Source organism: Buchnera aphidicola (Periphyllus lyropictus), assembly GCF_024029895.1.
Classification (GTDB): Bacteria; Pseudomonadota; Gammaproteobacteria; order Enterobacterales; family Enterobacteriaceae; genus Buchnera_J; species Buchnera_J aphidicola_BA.
The window spans coordinates 232,305-254,506 of record NZ_CP097457.1 but is presented as its reverse complement, the minus strand read 5'-3'; the positions used below and the strand labels follow the sequence as shown (position 1 = coordinate 254,506).

Annotated in this window: 17 protein-coding genes and 5 tRNA genes; 15 read left to right on the top strand and 7 right to left on the bottom strand. The window is 17.0% G+C overall.

Annotated features, from left to right (window positions below; all coding sequences use genetic code 11):
* The first annotated feature begins 174 nt into the window (after nucleotides 1-174).
* From alaS to M5J13_RS01320, 4 genes are all read left to right on the top strand, one after another.
* A complete protein-coding gene (gene alaS / locus M5J13_RS01335) occupies nucleotides 175-2,769 on the top strand; it encodes an alanine--tRNA ligase (protein ID WP_252837093.1) in 2,595 nt (864 codons plus the stop codon).
* A 122-nt stretch (nucleotides 2,770-2,891) separates the two neighbouring features.
* Nucleotides 2,892-3,086 carry a carbon storage regulator CsrA gene (csrA, locus tag M5J13_RS01330; RefSeq protein WP_252837091.1) on the top strand — a complete coding sequence of 65 codons (195 nt, stop codon included), beginning with the start codon at nucleotides 2,892-2,894 and terminating at the stop codon, nucleotides 3,084-3,086.
* 143 nt (nucleotides 3,087-3,229) lie between these two features.
* Nucleotides 3,230-3,318: transfer RNA gene (locus M5J13_RS01325), tRNA-Ser, on the top strand.
* 31 nt (nucleotides 3,319-3,349) lie between these two features.
* Nucleotides 3,350-3,423, top strand: a tRNA-Arg gene (locus tag M5J13_RS01320).
* A gap of 107 nt (nucleotides 3,424-3,530) precedes the next feature.
* On the opposite strand, the gene rpiA is transcribed toward M5J13_RS01320, so the two are convergent.
* From rpiA to M5J13_RS01300, 4 genes are all read right to left on the bottom strand, one after another.
* The gene (rpiA, locus tag M5J13_RS01315) at nucleotides 3,531-4,202 is read right to left on the bottom strand and encodes a ribose-5-phosphate isomerase RpiA (RefSeq protein WP_252837089.1); all 672 of its coding nucleotides are present in this window, start codon (nucleotides 4,200-4,202) and stop codon (nucleotides 3,531-3,533) included.
* Nucleotides 4,203-4,385: 183 nt separating this feature from the next.
* Nucleotides 4,386-4,457 (bottom strand) — tRNA-Gln (locus M5J13_RS01310).
* A gap of 35 nt (nucleotides 4,458-4,492) precedes the next feature.
* Nucleotides 4,493-4,576, bottom strand: a tRNA-Leu gene (locus M5J13_RS01305).
* Between the two features lie 47 nt (nucleotides 4,577-4,623).
* A tRNA-Met gene (locus tag M5J13_RS01300) sits at nucleotides 4,624-4,697 on the bottom strand.
* 256 nt (nucleotides 4,698-4,953) lie between these two features.
* Between M5J13_RS01300 and M5J13_RS01295 the strand changes: the two genes are divergently transcribed.
* From M5J13_RS01295 to M5J13_RS01285, 3 genes are all read left to right on the top strand, one after another.
* Nucleotides 4,954-6,615: a glutamine--tRNA ligase/YqeY domain fusion protein gene (locus M5J13_RS01295; protein WP_252837087.1), complete on the top strand. Its 1,662-nt coding sequence runs from the start codon at nucleotides 4,954-4,956 to the stop codon at nucleotides 6,613-6,615.
* A gap of 320 nt (nucleotides 6,616-6,935) precedes the next feature.
* Nucleotides 6,936-8,234, top strand: a complete 1,299-nt coding sequence (gene eno / locus M5J13_RS01290; protein WP_252837086.1) for a phosphopyruvate hydratase — start codon at nucleotides 6,936-6,938, stop codon at nucleotides 8,232-8,234.
* Nucleotides 8,235-8,303: 69 nt separating this feature from the next.
* Nucleotides 8,304-9,209, top strand: coding sequence for a 5'-3' exonuclease (locus M5J13_RS01285; protein WP_252837084.1), 906 nt, complete (start codon nucleotides 8,304-8,306; stop codon nucleotides 9,207-9,209).
* Between the two features lie 188 nt (nucleotides 9,210-9,397).
* Here M5J13_RS01285 and yihA read toward each other — a convergent pair whose 3' ends face one another.
* A complete protein-coding gene (gene yihA, locus M5J13_RS01280; protein WP_252837082.1) occupies nucleotides 9,398-10,003 on the bottom strand; it encodes a ribosome biogenesis GTP-binding protein YihA/YsxC in 606 nt (201 codons plus the stop codon).
* 220 nt (nucleotides 10,004-10,223) lie between these two features.
* Between yihA and typA the strand changes: the two genes are divergently transcribed.
* Complete coding sequence (gene typA, locus M5J13_RS01275; protein ID WP_252837081.1) at nucleotides 10,224-12,038, top strand: translational GTPase TypA; 1,815 nt, start codon at nucleotides 10,224-10,226, stop codon at nucleotides 12,036-12,038.
* 5 nt (nucleotides 12,039-12,043) lie between these two features.
* On the opposite strand, the gene gmk is transcribed toward typA, so the two are convergent.
* A complete protein-coding gene (gmk, locus tag M5J13_RS01270) occupies nucleotides 12,044-12,670 on the bottom strand; it encodes a guanylate kinase (protein WP_252837080.1) in 627 nt (208 codons plus the stop codon).
* A gap of 166 nt (nucleotides 12,671-12,836) precedes the next feature.
* Nucleotides 12,837-13,793 carry a tRNA-modifying protein YgfZ gene (ygfZ, locus tag M5J13_RS01265; protein ID WP_252837079.1) on the bottom strand — a complete coding sequence of 319 codons (957 nt, stop codon included), beginning with the start codon at nucleotides 13,791-13,793 and terminating at the stop codon, nucleotides 12,837-12,839.
* A gap of 211 nt (nucleotides 13,794-14,004) precedes the next feature.
* On the opposite strand from ygfZ, the gene prfB reads away from it, so the two are divergent.
* From prfB to M5J13_RS01230, 7 genes are all read left to right on the top strand, one after another.
* A protein-coding gene (prfB, locus tag M5J13_RS01260; RefSeq protein WP_252837076.1) for a peptide chain release factor 2 occupies nucleotides 14,005-15,103 on the top strand; the annotation gives its coding sequence in 2 pieces (ribosomal slippage) (nucleotides 14,005-14,079 and nucleotides 14,081-15,103; 1,098 coding nt in all).
* 3 nt (nucleotides 15,104-15,106) lie between these two features.
* On the top strand, nucleotides 15,107-16,633 hold the full coding sequence (lysS, locus tag M5J13_RS01255) for a lysine--tRNA ligase (RefSeq protein ID WP_252837075.1): 1,527 nt from the start codon (nucleotides 15,107-15,109) through the stop codon (nucleotides 16,631-16,633).
* Nucleotides 16,634-16,650: 17 nt separating this feature from the next.
* Nucleotides 16,651-17,901, top strand: a complete 1,251-nt coding sequence (gene lysA / locus M5J13_RS01250) for a diaminopimelate decarboxylase (RefSeq protein WP_252837074.1) — start codon at nucleotides 16,651-16,653, stop codon at nucleotides 17,899-17,901.
* A 124-nt stretch (nucleotides 17,902-18,025) separates the two neighbouring features.
* Nucleotides 18,026-18,892: a prolipoprotein diacylglyceryl transferase gene (lgt, locus tag M5J13_RS01245; RefSeq protein ID WP_252837073.1), complete on the top strand. Its 867-nt coding sequence runs from the start codon at nucleotides 18,026-18,028 to the stop codon at nucleotides 18,890-18,892.
* Between the two features lie 816 nt (nucleotides 18,893-19,708).
* Nucleotides 19,709-21,028, top strand: a complete 1,320-nt coding sequence (gene miaB / locus M5J13_RS01240; RefSeq protein ID WP_252837072.1) for a tRNA (N6-isopentenyl adenosine(37)-C2)-methylthiotransferase MiaB — start codon at nucleotides 19,709-19,711, stop codon at nucleotides 21,026-21,028.
* A gap of 39 nt (nucleotides 21,029-21,067) precedes the next feature.
* Nucleotides 21,068-21,526, top strand: a complete 459-nt coding sequence (ybeY, locus tag M5J13_RS01235; RefSeq protein WP_252837071.1) for an rRNA maturation RNase YbeY — start codon at nucleotides 21,068-21,070, stop codon at nucleotides 21,524-21,526.
* A 74-nt stretch (nucleotides 21,527-21,600) separates the two neighbouring features.
* On the top strand, nucleotides 21,601-22,179 hold the full coding sequence (locus M5J13_RS01230) for a CBS domain-containing protein (protein ID WP_252837070.1): 579 nt from the start codon (nucleotides 21,601-21,603) through the stop codon (nucleotides 22,177-22,179).
* Nucleotides 22,180-22,202: the final 23 nt, after the last annotated feature.

Sequence of the window (22,202 nt, the reverse complement as noted above, 5' to 3'; positions counted from 1 at the left end):
ATAATAAAACAAACAATATTATAAAAATAAATAAATTTATAATTTATTAAAAAAATAAAAAATGTTCTAATTAATAATAAAAAATTATTTTTATATATTTTTAATATAATTTATATTTTTTTTGCGTTTTTTTTATTTTTTTTTTTTTTATTTTTTTATTATTTTTGGATTTATATGATAAAAACAACAAGTTTTATACGTCAAAATTTTTTAGAATTTTTTAAAGAAAAAAAACATAAAATTTATCCTGGAAGTTCATTAGTTTTAGAAAATGATCCAACTCTTTTATTTGTAAATGCTGGAATGAATCAATTTAAAAATATTTTTTTAGGATATCAATTTACAAAAAATAAAAGAATTTCTACAATTCAACATTGTATACGTACTGGAGGAAAACATAATGATCTTAAAAATGTAGGATATACAAATAGACATCATACATTTTTTGAAATGTTAGGAAATTTTAGTTTTGGAAGTTATTTTAAAGAAAAATCTATTATTTATGCATGGGAATTATTAACATCAAAAAAATGGTTTGGAATTGATCAAGATAGATTATCAGTAACAATTTATGAAAATGATATAGAATCTTTTCATATATGGAAAAATATAATTGGTTTATCTGATAATAAAATAATAAAAATGAAAGATAAAAAAAATTTATTATATACATCTAAAAATTTTTGGAAAATGGGAAAATATGGTCCTTGTGGGCCTTGTACTGAAATTTTTTATAATTATAAAGAAAAAAATAAGAAATTTTTAGAAATTTGGAATATAGTATTTATGCAATATAATGCATTACCAAATAAAATATATAAAAAATTAAAGACTCCTTCAGTTGACACTGGAATGGGATTAGAAAGAATAGCTTCAATTTTACAAGGAGTAAAATCAAATTATAAAATAGACATTTTTAAAAATATAATAAAAAATATTAAAAAACTAAATATAATAAAAAAAAATAATAATCAATCTTTAAGAGTTATATCAGATCATATTCGTTCTAGCTCTTTTATTATTGCAAATAATATTCTTCCATCTAATGAAAATAGAGGTTATATTTTAAGAAAAATTATTAGAAGAGCAATATTACATGGAAGAAATATTGGAATTAATAAATGTTTTTTTTATAAATTAGTTCCTATTTTAATAAAATTTATGGGAAGTGAAAATAAAATTTTAATTAAAAATAAAAATAAAATTGAAAAAATATTAAAAATTGAAGAATTAAAATTTTCTGAAACTTTAAAAAAAGGATTAAAAATATTAAAAAACGAAATTATAAATATAAAAAATAATATTTTAGATGGAGAAATAGTATTTTATTTATATGATACACTAGGATTTCCTATTGATTTAACAAAAGAATTCTGTAAAGAAAAAAATATTATTATTGATAAAATAAGTCTAAAAGAAAAAATAAAAAAACAAAAAGAAAATTCTGTTAATAAAATAAAAACAAAAATAAATGGAATATCTTTACCAAAAATAAAAAAAAATATTTTTGTAGGGTATAAAAATTTTAAAAAAAATAGTTTAATAAAATTATTATATGTAAAAAAAAAAATTGTATCAATTATAAAAAATAAAGAAAAAGGACAAATAATAATTGAAAAAACTCCATTTTATCCTGAATCAGGAGGACAAATTGGAGATTCAGGAGTAATTAAATCAAAAACTGGAAAATTTATTGTTTGTAATACAAAAAAATATGGAAAATTTATTATTCATAATGGATATATGGATTATGGATATATTATTAAAAATGATTTAATAACAGCTAAAATTAATTTAAAAAAAAGAAAATTAATAGAAAAAAATCACACTGCTACTCATTTATTAAATTCTGCATTAAAAAAAATATTAGGAAAAAATGTAATACAAAAAGGTTCATTAATTAATGATAAAAAAATAAGATTTGATTTTACATATTTTAAAAGTTTAACATTTAAAAAAATTTATAAAATAGAAAAATTTGTAAATAAAGTTATTCAAAAAAATATTAAAATAAAATATAATTTAAAAAAATTTAAAGAAGCTAAAAATAAAAAATTTACTTTTCTTAAAAATAAAATATATAAAAAAATAGTCAGGACTATTTCTATTAAATCTTTTTCTAAAGAATTATGTAAAGGAACACATGTAAAAAAAACAGGAAAAATATTTTTATTTAAAATAGTTAATGAAAAAAGTATATCTTTTGGAATAAGAAGAATAGAAGCATTAACATATAAAAAAGCTTTTTCAAAAATAAAAAAACAAGAAAAAGACATTCAAAAAATAAAAAAAATTATTAATTCTAATGACTGTTATTACATAAAAAAAATAAAAAATATTTTAATAGAGAACAAAAAATTATTTAAAAAAAACAAAAATATTAATAAGAAATATATTTATTTAATTTCAAAAAAAATTTCAAAAAAAGTTATTAAAATTAATAATAATTATTTTTTACTATATCAATTTAAAAATGAAAAAAAAAACAATCTTAAATATATAATTGATGAATTACAAAAAAAATTTCAATCAATAATAATAATTTTAATAAATTTTTCAAAAAAAATTAATTTTTTAATTAAAATTAGCAAAAATTTAACAAAAATTATTCAAGCAAAAAAATTACTTTTATTTATGTTTAAAAAAATTAAAGGAAAAGGAGGGGGAAATATATACATTTCAGAAGGAATTTTATATAAATCTAACTCTATTAAAAAAGAAATAATTTTATTTAAAGAATTTATTATTTCTAAATTAAAAAAATTATAAATAAAATATTAAAATTTTTTTACAAAAATATATAAATTAAATTTATATTTAAAAAATTTTAAATATTTAAATTTCATTTAAAATTAAAATTCTAAAAATAAAAATTTTTTTAAGGAAAAAAAATGTTAATTCTAACAAGAAGAATAGGTGAAACATTAGTAATAGGAGATGAAATAACAGTTACAGTTTTAGGAGTAAAAGGAAATCAAGTTAGAATAGGAGTAAATGCACCAAAAGAAATTTCAGTACATAGAGAAGAAATATATCAAAAAATACAAGCAGAAAAAAAAAAAAAAAAAAATAAAAAAAATAAATAAATTTTTTTAATTGTATTTTTTTTAAAATAAATAAAAATGTTCTATATTAATATTTAAATATAAAATTGACTTTTAAAAAGAAAAAAGTATAAAATGAAAAGATTAAAAAATAAAGGTAGTTTATTTTTTTAAAAAAAAGTTAAAGTGAGATGGCTGAGTGGTTGAAAGCGTTCCCCTGCTAAGGGAGTATGTATAAAAATATGCATCGAGGGTTCGAATCCCTCTCTCACTATATTTTTTTTTCCTTTAAAAACATTTTTTCTACATCCGTAGCTCAGTTGGATAGAGCACTCGGCTACGAACCGAGAGGTCGTGGGTTCAAATCCTACCGGATGTAATTAAAGAAAAATTAATAAAATTTTAAAAAATATAAAAATTTTTTAAAAAAATAAAAAAAATTTTTATAATAAATTATAAAAATTTATGAAAATTATATATTATAAATTATTTTTCATTTTTTCTAAAAATTACTTTAACTTTGTTTATTTTACTAACCAATAAAACATCTGGTTTTCTTTGAGAAAATATTCCGACAGAAATAACTCCAGGTATATTATTAATTTTATTTTCTAAATCAAATGGATTATTTATATATAAATTACTAATATCTAATATATAATTATTATTTTCTGTAATAATTTTATTTCTTTTTTTTACAATACCACCTAGTTTTTCTAATTTTTTTTTAACATATTTATATGACATTGGTAAAACTTCTACAGGTAAAGGAAATTTTCCTAAAATTTTTACTTCTTTAGTTTCATCAATAATACAAATAAATTTTTTTGCTGCCGAAGCAATAATTTTTTCTTTAGTTAAAGCAGCTCCTCCACCTTTAATCATATCCATATTTCTATTAATTTCATCTGCACTATCAATATATAAAGGAAGATTATTAATCTTATTTAATTCAAAAATTTTTATACCATTTTTTTTTAAATTTTCTGTTGTTTTAATAGAAGAAGAGACAGCTCCAATTATTTTATTTCGAATAGTTTTTAAGAAATCTATAAAATAAGATATAGTAGATCCTGTTCCAACTCCAATAATAATATTTTTAGGTATAAACTTTAACACTTCTAAAGCTACTTTTTTTTTTAGTTTTTTTAATTTCATAAAATTAATACCATAAATATTTTTATAAATTTTAATTTTAATTAAATTTATTTAAAATATAAAAAAATTAAATAAATTAAAAAAAATAATTTTTATAAAATTTAATTTATATAGTTATAAACTTAAAAATATTTTTAAATTATAAAAAATAATATTTTTATAAAAATATAATAAAAAAATTATCTGGGGTACCTGGATTCGAACCAGGGATGTCGGTATCAAAAACCGATGCCTTAACCTCTTGGCCATACCCCAAAAAAAAAACATTAAAAAAAATACTAAAATTTTTTTACGGAAGGCGAGATTTGAACTCGCAAACCTAATAAGGCGCCAGAACCTAAATCTGGTGCGTCTACCAATTTCGCCACTTCCGCTAAAAATTATTAAATAATTTAAAAATACCTTTTAAAATATTATTTATTAGCTATGATGGGATTTGAACCCATGACCTCAGCGTTATGAATGCTGTGCTCTAACCAACTGAGCTACATAGCTTTAATAAAAATTTAAAATAACAAATTAAAAAATATGGTTTTTCTTAAAAAAAATTTAAAATAAATTTTTAAGATATAATTTTATAAAATTTTTATGGATAAAATTTTATATTTTAATTTTTTTTCAAAATTATATCATATAAAAAAAAAAAATTCTATATTTAAAATAATTTAAAAAAATTTTAGAGTAATTATAAAAATATATAAAAATTTTAAAAAATATTTAAATAAAAAATATATAAAAAAAAAGGATCATGATGAATAAAAATATTTATAACAAAAATTTTATATTTAAAATTATTAATAAAGATATTAAAAATAAAATTTATAAAAAAATTAAAACAAGATTTCCTCCAGAACCAAATGGATTTCTTCATATAGGTCATGCAAAATCAATATATTTAAATTTTGAAATATCAAAAATATATAATGGAAATTGTAATTTAAGATTTGACGATACTAATCCAGAAAAATCAAAAAAAAAATATATAAAGTCTATTAAAAAAGATATTAAATGGATGGGATATAAATGGAACAAAAAAACCATGTATACCTCAAAATACTTTAAAAATTTTTATAAATATGCAATTAAATTAATAAAAAAAAATTATGCTTATGTAGATAAATTATCTAAAATAGAAATAAAAAATTATAGAGGAACATTAAAAAAAGCAGGTAAAAACAGTCCTTATAGAAATCAATCAATTAAAAAAAATTTAATATTATTTGAAAAAATGAAAAATGGATATTTTAATGATGGAGAAGTTTGTCTTCGAGCAAAGATTAATATGAAATCTAAAAACATAATTATGAGAGATCCAGTGTTATATAGAATTAAAAAAAATTCTCATTGTAAAACTAAAAATAAATGGTTTATATATCCAACATATGATTTTAGTCATTGTATTTCAGATTCATTAGAAAAAATTACTCATTCTTTATGTTCATTAGAATTTTTAGATAATAAAAGTTTATATAAATGGATTTTAAAAAAAATTAACATAAAAAATTATCCAAAACAATATGAATTTTCTAGATTAAATTTAGAATACACAATTTTATCTAAAAGAAAATTAAAAATATTAATAAAAAAAAAGATTGTTAAAGGATGGGATGATCCTAGGATGCCTACAATATCAGGATTAAAAAGAAGAGGATATACACCTAAATCAATAAAAGATTTTTGCGAAAAAATAGGAGTATCTAAGAAAAATCATTTAATTGAAATAAAACTTTTAGAATATTGTATTAGAAATAATTTAAATAGTATTGCTCCTCGTTTTATGTCTATAATTAATCCTATTAAATTAATTATTATAAATTTACCTAAAAATTATAAAGAAAAAATAATAGTTAATAATCAAATTTTAAATAAAAAATTCGGAACACATAAAATTTATTTTTGTAGAAATATATATATTGATAGATCAGATTTCAAAGAAAATTTTAACTCTAAATATAGAAGATTATCTATAAATAAAGAAGTAAGATTACGTCATGCTTATATTATAAAAGCAATAAAAATTAAAAAAGATAATAATGGAAAAATAAAAAAAATATTTTGTACATATGATAAAAATACTTTAAAAAAAAATCCAATAAATAGAAAAGTAAAAGGAGTTATACATTGGATATCTCAAAAATATTCTATTCCAGCAATATTTAGATTATTTCAACCTATTTTTACTATAAAAAATCCAGAACAAAATAAAAATTATTTAAATTATATTAATAAAAAGTCTATTAAAATAAAAAAAGGATTTATAGAAAAAGATCTTATTTCTAAAAAATTTAAATTTTTTCAATTTGAAAGAGAAGGTTATTTTATTATCGATAAAAAAACAAGTAAAAAAAATAAAATAATTACATTTAATAAAACAGTTTCTCTAAAAGAAAAAATTAATAAAAAAAATATTTAAATAAAAAATAAGCGAAAAAAACAAAAATTTTTAATGATTTTTTATTTTTATATAGAATTGTTAAATAAAAAATATTATTAAAATAATTAGTTTAATTTTTAAATCAGAAAAAATTTTTTTAAAAAAATTATTTTTTATAAATATTTTTAAATAAAACTTAATATAATATATTAATTTAATATTTAAAAAAAAGAGAAAAAATTTTTAAAAATGTTACAATTAAAAAATAAATAATTAAAAATTTATTTTTTAATAAATAAATTATTTAAAATATTTAATATAAAAATAAAAAAATTATTAAAAATTATTAAGAGAAAAATATGTCTAATATAATAAAAATTATAGGTAGAGAAATTATAGACTCTAGAGGAAATCCTACTATAGAAGCTGAAGTACATATAAAAAATGGATTAATTGGAAGAGCTTCTGTTCCTTCTGGAGCATCTAAAGGATCAAAAGAAGCAATAGAAATTAGAGATAAAGATAAAAAAAGATTTTTTGGTCAAGGAGTAAAAAAATCAATTAATTTTATTAATAATGAAATAAATAAAAAATTAATTTATAAAAATTCAATTGATCAAGAAAATATTGACGAAATTATGATTAAAATGGACGGAACAAAAAATAAATCTTTATTAGGTGCTAATACTATATTAGCTGTTTCTTTAGCAAATGCAAAAGTGGCTGCTATGTATAAAAAAATTCCTTTATTCGAACATATTTCTTATTTAAATAAAACTCCAAATGAATACTCTATGCCTTTACCTATGATGAATATAATTAATGGAGGAAAGCATGCAAATAACAATATTGATATTCAAGAATTTATGATACAACCAGTTTCTGCAAAAAATTTTAAACAAGCAATACAAATGGGATGCGAAATTTTTTATCATTTATCCAAAATATTAAAAAATAAAGGAATGAGTACAGCTGTAGGAGATGAAGGAGGATATGCACCTAATTTAAATTCTAATGAATCAGCAATTCTTTTAATATTAGAAGCAGTAAAAAAATCAAAATACAAAATTGAAAAAGATATAACAATTGCAATAGATTGTGCAAGTTCAGAACTATATAATAAAAATACAAAAAAATATTATTTAAAAGGAGAAAAAAAAAAATATAGTTCTTATGAATTTACTAATTATTTAAAAAGATTAACACAAAAATATCCAATATTATCTATTGAAGATGGTCAAGACGAATCAGATTGGAAAGGATTTTTATATCAAACAAAAAAATTAGGAAAAAATATTCAAATAGTAGGAGACGATTTATTTGTTACAAACAATAAAATCTTAAAAAAAGGAATAAAAAAAAAAATAGCTAATGCAATATTAATTAAACCAAATCAAATTGGAACTTTGACAGAAACTTTAGAAACTATTAAAACAGCAAAAAAAGCAAAATATAATGTAATTATATCACATCGTTCTGGAGAAACAGAAGATGTAACAATTTCTGATTTGTCTGTAGGAACATCAGCAGGTCAAATAAAAACTGGTTCATTAAGTCGAACAGATAGAGTAGCTAAATATAATCAATTAATTAGAATAGAAGAATATTTAGGTTATAAAAAATCACCATATTATGGTTTAAAAGAACTAAAAAGATAAAAATTTTATTAAATATCGTAGTAAAATACTATATATATTTTACTACTAAAATAAATAAATTAAAATATAATGAAAAAAAATCAAAAAAAAAAAAAAATTACAATAATAGTTGATGGTACAAATTATTTATATAGATCATATTTTTCTTTTAAAAATCTTAAAAATAAAAAAAAAAAACCTATAGGAGTAATATATGGAACGTTAGTTATGTTAAAAAAAATTTTTAATAAATATTTTCCAAAAAAAATTATTATAGTATTTGATCATTATAAACCAAATTTTAGAAAAAAAATATATCCTAAATACAAATCTACAAGAAAAAAAACTCCAACAGAAATAATTAAACAAAGTAAAAAATTAATAAAAATAATTAAATATATGGGTATTCCTACCATTAAAATACCAGGATTTGAAGCAGATGATATTATAGGAACATTAGTTAGAAATATAAAAAAAAAAGGAGAAAAGATTTTAATATTAACAAACGATAAAGATCTTATGCAATTAATTAATAAAAATGTAAAAATATTAAGTCATAAAAAAAAAATTATAGATAAAAAAAAAGTAATTAAAAAATTTGGAATTTCTCCAAAATTAATACAATATTTCTTAGCTATAGTAGGAGATCGTTCTGATAATATTCCAGGAATACCAGGAATTGGAATAAAAACAGCTCAAATTATTTTAAATAAATTTAGTTCTTTAAAAAAAATTTATAAAAATTTAAATAAACTTTATTTATTAAATGTTCGAAATTCCTATAAATTAAAAAATATATTTATAAAATATAAAAAAATCGCTTTTATATCAAATTTACTAACTAAAATAAATACAAAAGTAAAAATTTCAATATTAAAAAAAAAATTAAATTTAAAAAAACCAAATAAAAAAAAAATATTTGAATATTTTAAAAAAAATGATTTTAAAAAATTAAAAAAATCTTTTAAAAAATCTTTATGGTTTAATAAATTATAAATAAAAAATATAAATATATTATTCTAAAAAAATATTTATATTAAAATTTTATAAAAAATAATTATATAAATATAAAAAAATATATAAAAAAATTATATTTAATATATTTAAAAATAAAATTAAAAAAAATGTTTAAAAAATTCATAATTTTTTAGTTTATTGAGTATAAATTTTTATATTTTTAAAAATTATATATTACTTATATACCAATTAATTAATATTTTTTTTAATTCAAACAACCCTATTTTTTTTAATGAAGAAAATATTATTATTTTTGGTAAAAAATTTAAAAAATTTAATTTATTTATTAATAAATTATATTTTTTTATTCTTAAAGAAAAATTAATTTTATCACATTTATTTAATAAAATAACCATTTTAATATTTTTTTTATAAAAAAAATAAATCATATCCATATCATTTTTCTTAATAATAAATCTAATATCAATTAATATAATAACACCTATTAATGTTTTTCTAAAAGAAAAAAAATGTTTAATATCTTTTTTCCAATTAATTTTTTTAGATTTAATAAAAGAAGAATATCCATATCCAGGCAAATCTAATATTTTAAAATTTCTGTCATTTTTAAAACAATTAATTAATTGAGTACTACCTGGTAATTTACTAACACGTGAAAGTTTTTTTTTATTAGATAAAACATTAATTAAAGTAGATTTCCCAACATTTGAATAACCTAATAAAGCTATTTCTAAACCAGAATAAAAATTTATACTATTTAATCTAGAAAAACTCTTAAAAAAAGAAAAAGAACTAAAATTAAATTTTTTCATGTTTTTTACTATTCCATAAATTTTCACTAATTTAAATTTATAAATAGTTTAAATAAAAATAAATTTAAAATAAAATTTAAAATATATAAATATAAAATTATATATCATAAAATACTATTCAATAACTATAATTATATTATAATAATATAAATATAATTTTTAATTTTAATTATATTAAAAATTTTAAAAAAAATACATTTAAATTAAGGATATTAATAAAATGAATCAAAAATTTAGAAATATAGCTATTATTGCTCATGTAGATCATGGAAAAACTACTTTAATAGATAAACTATTACAAGAATCAGGAATATTTAAAAATCATGAAGAAAAAAAAGAAAGAGTAATGGATAGTAATGATTTAGAAAAAGAAAGAGGAATTACTATTACTTCAAAAAATACTTCAATTATTTGGAAAAAATACAAAATAAATATTGTAGACACTCCTGGACATGCAGATTTTGGTGGAGAAGTAGAAAGAGTCTTATCTATGGTTGATTCTGTTCTATTAGTAGTAGATGCGCTTGATGGTCCCATGCCTCAAACAAGATTTGTAACAGAAAAAGCATTTAAATATAATATAAATCCTATTGTAGTTGTTAATAAAATAGATAGAAAAAATGCTAGACCTGATTGGGTAATAGATCAAATATTTGATTTGTTTGTTAATTTAAACGCTAATGATAAACAACTAGACTTTCCTATAATTTATACATCTGCAATTTTAGGAAAATCAGGTTTAAATCATGAAAGTTTAGAAAATAATATGACTCCATTATTTGAATCCATAATTAAATATACTCCAGCTCCGAAAAAAAATATTAAAAAAAAATTTAAAATGCAAATATCACAACTAGATTACGATAATTATCTTGGAATGATTGGAATAGGAAGAATTAAATCTGGAAAAATAAAAATAAATCAAAGAATTAAAGTAATTAATAAGCAAAAAAAAATTTATTTTGGAAAAATAAATAAATTATTAACATATTATGGATTAAAAAAAATAGAAAAAAAAAGCGCTTTATCTGGAGATATTGTTGCAATTTCTGGAATTCCGAATATTAAAATATCAGACACTATTTGTGATATAAAAAATTCAAAACCATTACCTAAATTAAATATAGATAAACCAACTGTAAAAATGTTTTTTTCAGTTAATTCTTCTCCATTTTCTGGAAAAGAAGGAAAGTATATTACTTCTAGAAATATTTTAGAAAGATTAAATAAAGAAAAAATGTATAATGTTGCTTTAAAAGTAGAAGAAACAAAAGATTCAAGCACATTTTGTGTATCTGGTAGAGGAGAACTTCATCTATCTATTTTAATAGAAAATATGAGAAGAGAAGGATATGAGTTAGAAGTATCTAGACCAAAAGTAATATTTAAAAATATTAATGGAATAGAAAAAGAACCATTTGAAAATATTATTTTAGATATAGAAGAAAAACATCAAGGAGTTATTATGAAATATTTAGGAGAAAGAAAAGGAGAAATTCAAAATATGATTTCAGATAACAAAGGTAGAGTAAGATTAGAATATATTATTTCTAGTAGAGCATTAATTGGATTTCGTTCAGAATTGATTAATATCACTTCAGGAACTGGATTATTTTGTTCTTCCTTTAGTCATTATTCAAAATTATTAAAATTTAATCCAGGACAAAGAAGAAATGGAGTATTAATTTCAAATAATACAGGAATGGCAGTAGCTTTTGCTTTATATAATTTACAAGATAGAGGAAAATTATTTCTTGGTCATGGAACGCAAGTTTATCAAGGACAAATTATTGGAATGCATAGTAAATCAAACGATTTAACTGTAAACTGTTTATTAGGAAAAAAATTGACTAATATGAGAGCTTCTGGAACTGATGAAGCTATTAATTTAATTAAACCTGTAAATTTAACTCTTGAACAAGCAATGAGTTTTATTAATGATGATGAATTAATAGAAATAACACCAAAATCTGTTCGTTTAAGAAAAAAATTTTTAACTGAAAATGAAAGAAAATGTGCTTTTAGAAAAAAATAAAAAAATTATTTTTTTAATAAATTATTAATTAAATTTTTATGTCTAATCTTTTGATTATTTATTAATAATTTAAAAGAAAAAATAATAGATCTTAAATGAGAAATAGATACATTAAAATCTTTATTTATGATTAAATAATCATATTCTAAATAATGACTAACTTCTTCTGAAAATTTTTTCATTCTTTTTAGAATAACATCTCTATTATCTTGATTTCTTTTTTTTAATCTATTAAATAATTCTTTTTTAGAAGGAGGTAATAAAAATATACTTTTTGAAAATAAATTTTTTTTTTTAATTTTTTTCGCTCCTTGCCAATCAATATCTAACAAAAGATCCTCTTTATTTGACAAAATAGATAAAGTATTTTTTAAAGAAGTACCATAATAATTATTAAAAACTTTTGCGTATTCTAAAAATTCTTTTTTTCTTATCATTTTTATAAACTTTTTTTTAGAAATAAAATGATAATCAACTCCATTTATTTCTTTTGGACGAATTTTTCTAGTAGTAAAAGAAATAGATCTTTTTATTTTAAAGAATTTTTTTTCTTTTAAAAAAGCTTTAATTAAACTAGATTTTCCAGTTCCGCTAGGAGCGGAAATAATAAAAAGAATTCCTAAATTATTCATAATATATTTTTACACTCAAAAATAATTAAAATATTTTAAAATTTTTTTAAAAAATTACATTGAAATAATAAATATATTATTAAAAAATTTTTAAAAATAATAAAAATAAGTTTTTTATTATCTTTATATAATCTTAATATATAAATATTATTTTAATAAAAAATTTTTATATTTTATAAAAATAACTATTTTTTATTTTATATAATTTTTCATTTTTATAAATTTTGTTTAAAACAATTTGTGCATAGATTTTTTTTTTATTAATTATAACAGAAGATAATAAAATTCCTTTTTTAATCCAAGAATTTCTAATTTTAACATATACTAAATCACCAGGAAAAAAATGATTTTTAACATTTTTACAAAAAAGAATATATAAAGATTTTTTATTAATTTTTTTATATTTAATTTTGGTAATTTGTTCTTGACCAATATAACATCCTTTATTAAAACTTATTCCTTTTTTAAATTTATGTAAAGAAATTTCTTGTGGAAAAAAATTTAACATATTTTTTTTTTCTATAATGGGAAATTTTTCTTCAATTTCTATAGATAACCACTGTTTACTATCGTTAAATAATGCTATATTTTTAAAAAATTTAATAAAAAATAATGCTTTTTTATAAGACATTATTAAAATATATTTTTTTATTAATTTATTTATATAAATAATAGTCATATTTTTAAAATGCATAACAGGATTTTTTTTATTTGGTAAATTCTTAAAAAATTTTTTTAAATAATAATAAGAATAATTTCCTAATACACCTAATAAAATAAAACTTTTTTGTTCCAAAATTTTTACTTGAAAAAATATAGAAAACTTTTTTATAGCTTTAATTTGTGTATTCTTTACACTTTTTCTTAAAATATAAAAATAAGATTTATTTTTTTTAAAAACTAACAATGTACTCCATACTTTTCCTTTATCATTACAATGACCACAAAAAATATATTTTTTATCATTTAATAAATTCATATCTGCAGTTAATTGATTTTGCAAATATTTTTTAGAATCTTTTTTAGAAACTTTAATAATTTTCCAATCTTTTAAAAATATTATAGAAAAATAAATAGATTTTAAAGGAAGTACTTTATTTTTTTTTTGAAAAAATTTTTTCATAAAACACTCTAATAAAATAAAAAGAAAATTTATATTATATAAATAACTTTTATAAAATTTTTTATTAATTTTTAAAATATCGAAAAATTTTTATTTTTTAAAATTAAATTTTATAAATAAAAAATTTAAAAAAATATTATTAAATTTTTTAATAATATTTAAATTTATAATATATTATATAATTTATTTTATAAAATTAAAAAAAAAAAAAATGAAAAAATTTAAAAAGATTTTAAAAAAAATTAAAAAAAGCTCTAAAAAAATAAAAAAAATTAGGAAATGTCTTTGAATTAAAAAAATTAAAAAAAAGATTTTTAGAAATTAATTATATATTAAAAAATAAAAAAAATTGGAATAAAATTAATTTAATAAAAAAACTTAATAAAGAAAAAAATAATATTTATAAAAAAATTTCTCAAATTAAATCAATACAAAAAAAAATTAAAGAAAATAAAAATCTAATATATCTTTCTTTAGAAATTTCAGATTACTCTATTTTATTAGATATTATTAAAACAACAAAAAAAATAGAAAAAAAAATAGAAATTTTAAATTTTCAAACAATGTTTAAAAAAAAATACGATTTTAAAAATTGTTATATTGATATCCAATCTGGTTCAGGAGGAATAGAAGCTCAAGATTGGTCAAAAATGTTATTAAATATGTATTTAAAATGGGCTTATAAAAAAAAATTTATTACAAAAATTATTAATATTTCAAATGATGAATTTAACGGAATTAAATCTGCAACATTAAAAGTAAAAGGAAATTATGCTTTTGGATGGCTTAGAACAGAATCAGGAATACATAGATTAGTTAGAAAAAGCCCTTTTAATACTGGAAATAAAAGACATACATCATTTAGTTCAATATATATATATCCAATTATAAAAAAACACAAAAAAGTAAAAATAAAAAAATCAGATTTAAAAATAAGCGTATATAAAGCTTCAGGAGCAGGAGGTCAACATGTAAATAAAACAGAATCCGCTGTTAGAATTAAACATTTACCTACTGGAATAACAGTTCAATGTCAAAGTAATAGATCTCAACATAAAAATAAAAAACAAGCAATAAAACAAATTAAATCAAAAATATTTAATCAAATTATTGAAAAAAATAAAAAAAAGAAACAAGAAAAAAATAAAAATAAAGAAAAAATAAAATGGGGAAATCAAATTAGATCATATGTATTAGACAATTCTCTTATAAAAGATATAAGAACTGGTATAGAAACCAAAAATATAGAAAAATTTTTAAATGGAAAGATTGATAAATTCATAAAAAAAAATTTAAAATCAGGATTTTAAAAAATGAAAAAATTTAAACAAAAAAATATTAATAAAAAAAAAGAAAAAGAAAAAAATAAAGAATTTATAAATAGAAAAAAAAAACTAAAAGAATTAAAAAAAGATGGATTTAATTTTCCTAATAATTTTACAAAAAAAAATACTTCTAAAAAAATATATTTAAATAATGAATTAATAAATAGAAATAAATTAAATTTTTTAAATAAAACTACAAAAATTGCTGGTAGAATCATAAAAAAAAGAATTATGGGAAAAGCTTCTTTTTTAACATTGCAAGATGAACACGGAGAAATTCAATTATATTCTACAAAAAATTCACTAAAATCAAAAAAAAATAATTATAAAAATTTTAAAAATATAGATTTAGGAGATATCATAGGAGTAAAAGGAAAAATTTTTAAAACTAGAACTAATGAATTAACTATACATTGTTATAAATTTAATTTATTAACTAAAACACTTAGATCTCTTCCAGAAAAATATCATGGTTTAAAAAATAAAGAAATTCGATATAGAAAAAGATATATTGATTTTATAGCTAATAATCATTTAAAAAATATTTTTAAAATAAGATCAAAAATAATATTTTATATCAGAAAATATATGAATAAAAAAAAATTTTTAGAAGTAGAAACTCCTATGTTACATGATATACCTGGAGGAGCTTTAGCAAAACCATTTAAAACATATCATAATTCTTTAAATAAAAAAATGTATTTAAGAATAGCTCCAGAATTATATTTAAAAAGATTAATAATAGGAGGATTTGAAAAAATTTTTGAAATTAATAGAAGTTTTAGAAATGAAGGAATATCTTCTCGCCATAATCCAGAATTTACTATGATGGAAATTTATATTGCATATACTAATTATAAATATGTAATGAAATTTTTAGAATCTTTAATAAAATATTTATTTAAAAAAATTAAAAAAATTAAATTTTTAAAAAATAAAAAAAATAATTTAATAATAAACAAAAATTTTAAAATATTAACTATGAAAGAATCTATTTTAAAATTTAACAAATTTATAAATAAATCTGATTTAAATGATATAAAAAAAATTAGAAAAATTGCTAATTTAATAAAATTAAAATTAAAAAAAAAATGGAAAATAGGAAAAATACTTACTGAAATATTTGAAAAAACTGTAGAAAAAAAATTAATAAAACCAACTTTTATAACAGAATATCCAATAGAAGTCTCTCCATTAGCTAGAAAAAAAAATAATAATTCAAAATTTTCAGAAAGATTTGAATTTTTTATTGGAGGATATGAAATTGGAAATGGATTTTCAGAACTTAATGATCCTCAAGAACAAAAAAAAAGATTTATAAAACAAATAAAAAATAAAAATAAAAAAAATATAAATAAAAATTATGACAAAGATTATATATTAGCTTTAGAACATGGAATGCCTCCAACTTCTGGATTAGGAATTGGAATAGATAGATTAATAATGATTTTAACAAATCAAGAAAACATTAAAGATGTTATTATGTTTCCAAGCCTTAGTACAATAAAAAAATAAATTTTTATTTAAAAAAAATGAAAAATATTAAAAAAAAAAAAATAATTAATTCAAAAAATATCTTAACTATTATTGAAAAATATAAATCTCCACTTTGGATATATAATTTTAAAACAATAAAAAAACAAATATTAAAATTAAAAAAATTTGATACTATAAGATTTGCTCAAAAAGCTTGTTCAAATATAAATATATTAAAAATAATGAAAAAATATGGAGTTAAAGTAGATGCTGTTTCTTTAGGAGAAATTGAAAGAGCTTTAAGAGCTGGATTTAAAGGAAATAGCGACGATATTATTTATACTTCAGATATTATAGAAAAAAATACTTTAAAAAAAGTAATTTCTTTAAAAATTCCAATAAATATTGGTTCAATAGATATGATAAAAACTATTGGAAAAAAATCAAAAAATCACTTAATTTGGTTAAGAATTAATCCTGGTTTTGGATATGGACATAGTAAAAAAACAAATACAGGAGGAAAAAATAGTAAACATGGAATTTGGAACGTTAAATTAGCGCTAAAATTAATTAAAAAATATAATTTAAATTTAATTGGTTTACATATGCATATTGGATCTGGAGTAGATTATATAAATTTAAAAAAAGTTTGTAAGGCTATGATTAAATCAGCAATATTAATCAATAAAAAAATATCTTTTATATCAGCAGGAGGAGGATTAACAATTCCTTATAAAATTCATGATAAAAAAATAAATATTAAAAATTACTATAAAATTTGGAATAAATCTAGAAAAAAAATTTCTAAATTTTTAAAATGTCCAATAAAATTAGAAATAGAACCTGGTCGTTTTTTAGTAGCTCAATCAGGTTTATTAGTATCTAAAATAGAAAGTATAAAAAAAGTAAAAAATAGAATATTTGTATTAGTTAATGTAGGATTTAACGAACTAATACGACCAGTTTTATATGGAAGCTATCATTATATCTCAATATTACCAAAAAATAATAGAAAAATTAATAAAAAAAAATTAATTAAAGCTATTATAGGAGGTCCTTTATGCGAATCAGGAGATATATTTACTCAAAAAGAAAATCAAAAAATATATTCTATTAAAATTCCAAAAGTAAAAAAAGGTGATTATATAATTTTTCATGATACAGGAGCATATGGATCTTCAATGTCTTCTAATTATAATAGCAGACCATTAATTCCTGAAATTTTATTTAAAAAAAAAAAAATATTGCAAATTAGAAGAAGGCAAACTATAAAAGAAATGTTATCTTTAGAAGATTTAATTCTTTAAAAAAATTTAATTAAATGAATAAAATTTTAAACATTTTTTAAAAATATTTATTTTTAATAAAAAATAAATTTTTATAAAATTAAAATTAAAAATAAAAAAAAATATAAAACAAAAAAAAAAAAAAATGAAAAATACATATATATTATTTCCAAATATTAATCCAAATTTTATTTCTATTGGATTTATTTCAATAAAATGGTATGGATTAGCGTATTTTATTACTTTAATATTTTCTCTTTGGTATGGAAAAAAAATTAATAAAAAAAACAAATTCGTAAACAAAAAATATTTTTATAATTTAATTTATTCATGTTTTATAGGATTAATTTTAGGAGGAAGAATTGGATATATTTTATTTTATAAATTTTTTTATTTTTTAAAAGATAAATTTTATTTATTTAAAATATGGAATGGTGGAATGTCTTTTCATGGAGGACTTATAGGTATAATATTGACATGTTTTATTTTTTCTAAAAAAAATAAACAATCATTTTTAAAAATAACTGATTTTATATCATTATTATCTCCTTTTGGTTTAGGTATTGGAAGATTAGGAAACTTTATAAATAGTGAATTATGGGGACGTATAAAAATAAATTCTTCCTATTCATTTTTGTTTCCAAATTCTTTACAATACGACCTAAGAGAAATAGAAAATAATCCAAAACTAAAATTAATAATAGAAAAATATGGAGTATTACCTCGTTATCCATCTCAATTATATGAATTTTTTTTTGAAGGTTTAATATTATTTATATTATTATTGATAATTTATAAAAAACAAAAAAATTTCGGAATTACTTCTAGTGCATTTTTAATTTTTTATGGAATATTTAGAATTTTTTTAGAATTTTTTAGAGAACCAGATATAGATATTGGTTTTTTTTATAAAAATTATACAGCAGGACAAATATTATCTATTCCAATGATAGTTTTCGGTTTTATATTATTAATTATTTTATTAAATTCAAAAAAATTTAAAAAACTATAAAAAATATATTTAAAATTTATTAAAAAAATATTCAAAATAAAAAATGGAAAATAAGAATAAATAATTTATATATTTTAAAATATCATATTTAAATAAATTTAATAAAAATTTTTCATTAATTACCAAAAAATAGAGTTACTATTTTATAGTATATAAATTATTATAATTTTTAATTAGTAGATATAAATATTAAATATTTAAATAATAAAATAAATTAATTAATAAAAAAGAAAAAATTAAAAAAAAAAAAAACAAATAAAAATAATACAATCAATTAAATTTTTTTCATAATAAAATTATTAAAAAATATAGATTAAAGAAAAATTATAATTTCTAATTAGAATACAAAAGATATTAAAAAAATAGATTTCCCTCTATAATTATATATTATTTTAATTTTATATTTTAAATACCTTCATTTGTTAAATATATTAAAGATCATTTGATGTATTTCTTAGTTTAATATTAATATAATTAATTGTTCTATTTTAATTTATATAATTAAAAAAAATAATATTAAAGTAAAAAATTAATTTAAAATAAACTAGATTTTTATTTATATTAAAATTATTTTTTTAAGCTAAAAATTTTAAAAAAACCTAAAAAATTACCTATATTTATACTAAAAAATAAACCTAAATTAATTTTTTCATTATAAATTTAAAAACTTTTTAATAAAAAACTATCATTTTTATTCCAAAATAAAAAATAAAAATTTAAATTTAAATTTATTTTTTAAAAAATAAATAATTACCAAATTTTTAAAAAATTATTTTTAATAATACATATAAAAATTAATAAAAAGAAAATAAAAAAATGAAAAAAATACATATTAAAACATGGGGTTGTCAGATGAATGAATATGATTCATCAATAATTTCAAAAGTTTTAAAAAAAAAACTAAATTATCATATTACTAATAATTTTAAAAAAGCAGATATACTTATTTTAAATACATGTTCTATAAGAGAAAAAGCTCAAGAAAAAATTTTCCATCAATTAGGACGTTGGAAATACTTAAAAAAAAAAAATAAAGAAATAATTATAGCTGTTGGAGGATGTGTTTCTACTCAAGAAAAAAAAAAAATTTTTAAAAGAGCAAACTTTATAGACATCATATTTGGACCTAAAACAATTCATCGTTTACCTAAAATGATTAAAAAATTAAAAAAAAAAAAAAAAAAAATAATAAATATAAAATCTAATAATTTAAATAAATTTAAATTTTTTAAATATAATACTATAAAAAAAGTTAGTTCTTTTATTTCAATAATGGAAGGATGTAATAAATGTTGTTCTTTTTGTATTGTTCCTTATACAAGAGGAAAAGAAATTAGTAGATTTCCTAAAGATATTTTATCAGAAGCAAAATATTTATCAAAAAATGGAACTAAAGAAATAATTTTATTAGGACAAAACGTAAATTCTTATAAAAGTAAATTTTCTGATGGATCTATTTGTACATTTTCAAAATTAATAAAATTATTATCTAAAATTAAGAAAATATTAAGAATACGTTTTACAACTAGCAATCCAATGGAATTTTCAGATGATTTAATTAAAACATATAAAAATACTACTAAATTAGTAAGTTATTTACATTTACCTGTTCAAAGTGGATCGAATAAAATATTAAAAAAAATGAGAAGATCATATAATATAAAAAAATATAAAGAAATAATAAAAAAACTTATTAAAATAAGACCTAAAATTCAAATTACTTCTGATTTTATTGTAGGTTTTCCAGGTGAATCTAAAAAAGATTTTCATAAAACTTTAAAATTAATAGATGAAATTAATTTTGATATGAGTTTTAGTTTTATTTACTCTCCAAGACCAAAAACTCCAGCATCTCGTTTATTAGACGAAACTCAATTAAAAGAAAAAAAAAAAAGATTATATCTTTTACAAAAAAAAATAAATAAAAACACTAATCTTTTTAGCAAAAAAATGATTGGAACATATCAAAAAGTTTTAGTTGAAAAAAAAATATATAAAAATAACAAAAAATATTTTTTTGGAAAAACTTATAATAATAGAACAGTAATATTTAAAAGCTCAAAAAATTTAATAGGAAAACTTATTTATGTAAAAATTTATAAAGCTCATATGCAAAATTTAAAAGGAAAAATATAAATATTTTAAAAAAATTATATTTTATAAAAAAATAATAAAATGATAAAAATAAATATACAATATAAATGTAAAAGAAATAAAAATATTCCAAGCAAAAAAAATATTAAAAAATGGATAAAAAAATTATTAAAAAATTCTTTTAAAAAATCTATTATTACAATTAGAATTGTAAAAAAATATGAAATAAAAAAAATAAATTATAAATACAGAAAACAAAAAATAGCTACAAATATTTTAACTTTTTCTATTTTTAAAGATAAAAAAAAAAAATTATTATTAATAGGAGATTTAATTATCTGTAAAAAAATTTTACAACAAGAAGCTAAAAAATATAATACTGAAATATTAGAATATTGGGCTCATATAATAATTCATGGAATATTACATTTAATTGGATATAAACACGAAAATTTATTAAATCAACAAAAAATGGAAAAATTAGAAATAAAAACAATGCTTGATTTAGGATTTAAAAATCCATATTTTTATAATAAATAGAATTTTAAAATATACAAAAATTAATTAATTAAATAATGTTTTTTTAAATATAAAATTATTCTAATGAGATAAATATGTATAAAAATAAAAAAAAAGGATTATTTTCTTTGTTATTAAATAGAATGTTTGACGATAAATTAAAAAATAAAAAAGAATTTTTATTAATAATTAAAGAAGCAAAAAAAAATAAATTTATTAATAAACATACTTATTATATGATTAAAGGAGTTATAAATATAGAAAAAAAAAAAGTAAAAGACATTATGATTCCTAGAATTAAAATAACAAAATTAAAAATTAATGATCAATTAAATACATGTTTAAATAAAATTATTAAATCAAAACATTCAAGATTTCCTGTAATAAGTAAAAATAATACTCAAGTTTATGGATTTTTAATAGCTAAAGATTTATTTCAATTTATAAAAAATTCAAAAAAAAAGTTTTGTTTAAAAAATATAATAAGACCTGCAGTTATTGTTCCTGAAAGTCAACGTTTAGATAAAATATTACAAGAATTTAGAATAAAAAGAAATCATATTGCTATTGTTGTAGATGAATTTGGAGTAATTACTGGATTAGTTACAATAGAAGATGTTCTTGAAACAATTTTAAAAAATATTAATCATAAAAATTTTTGTATTAAAAAATAAAAAAATAAATTAAATAAAAAATA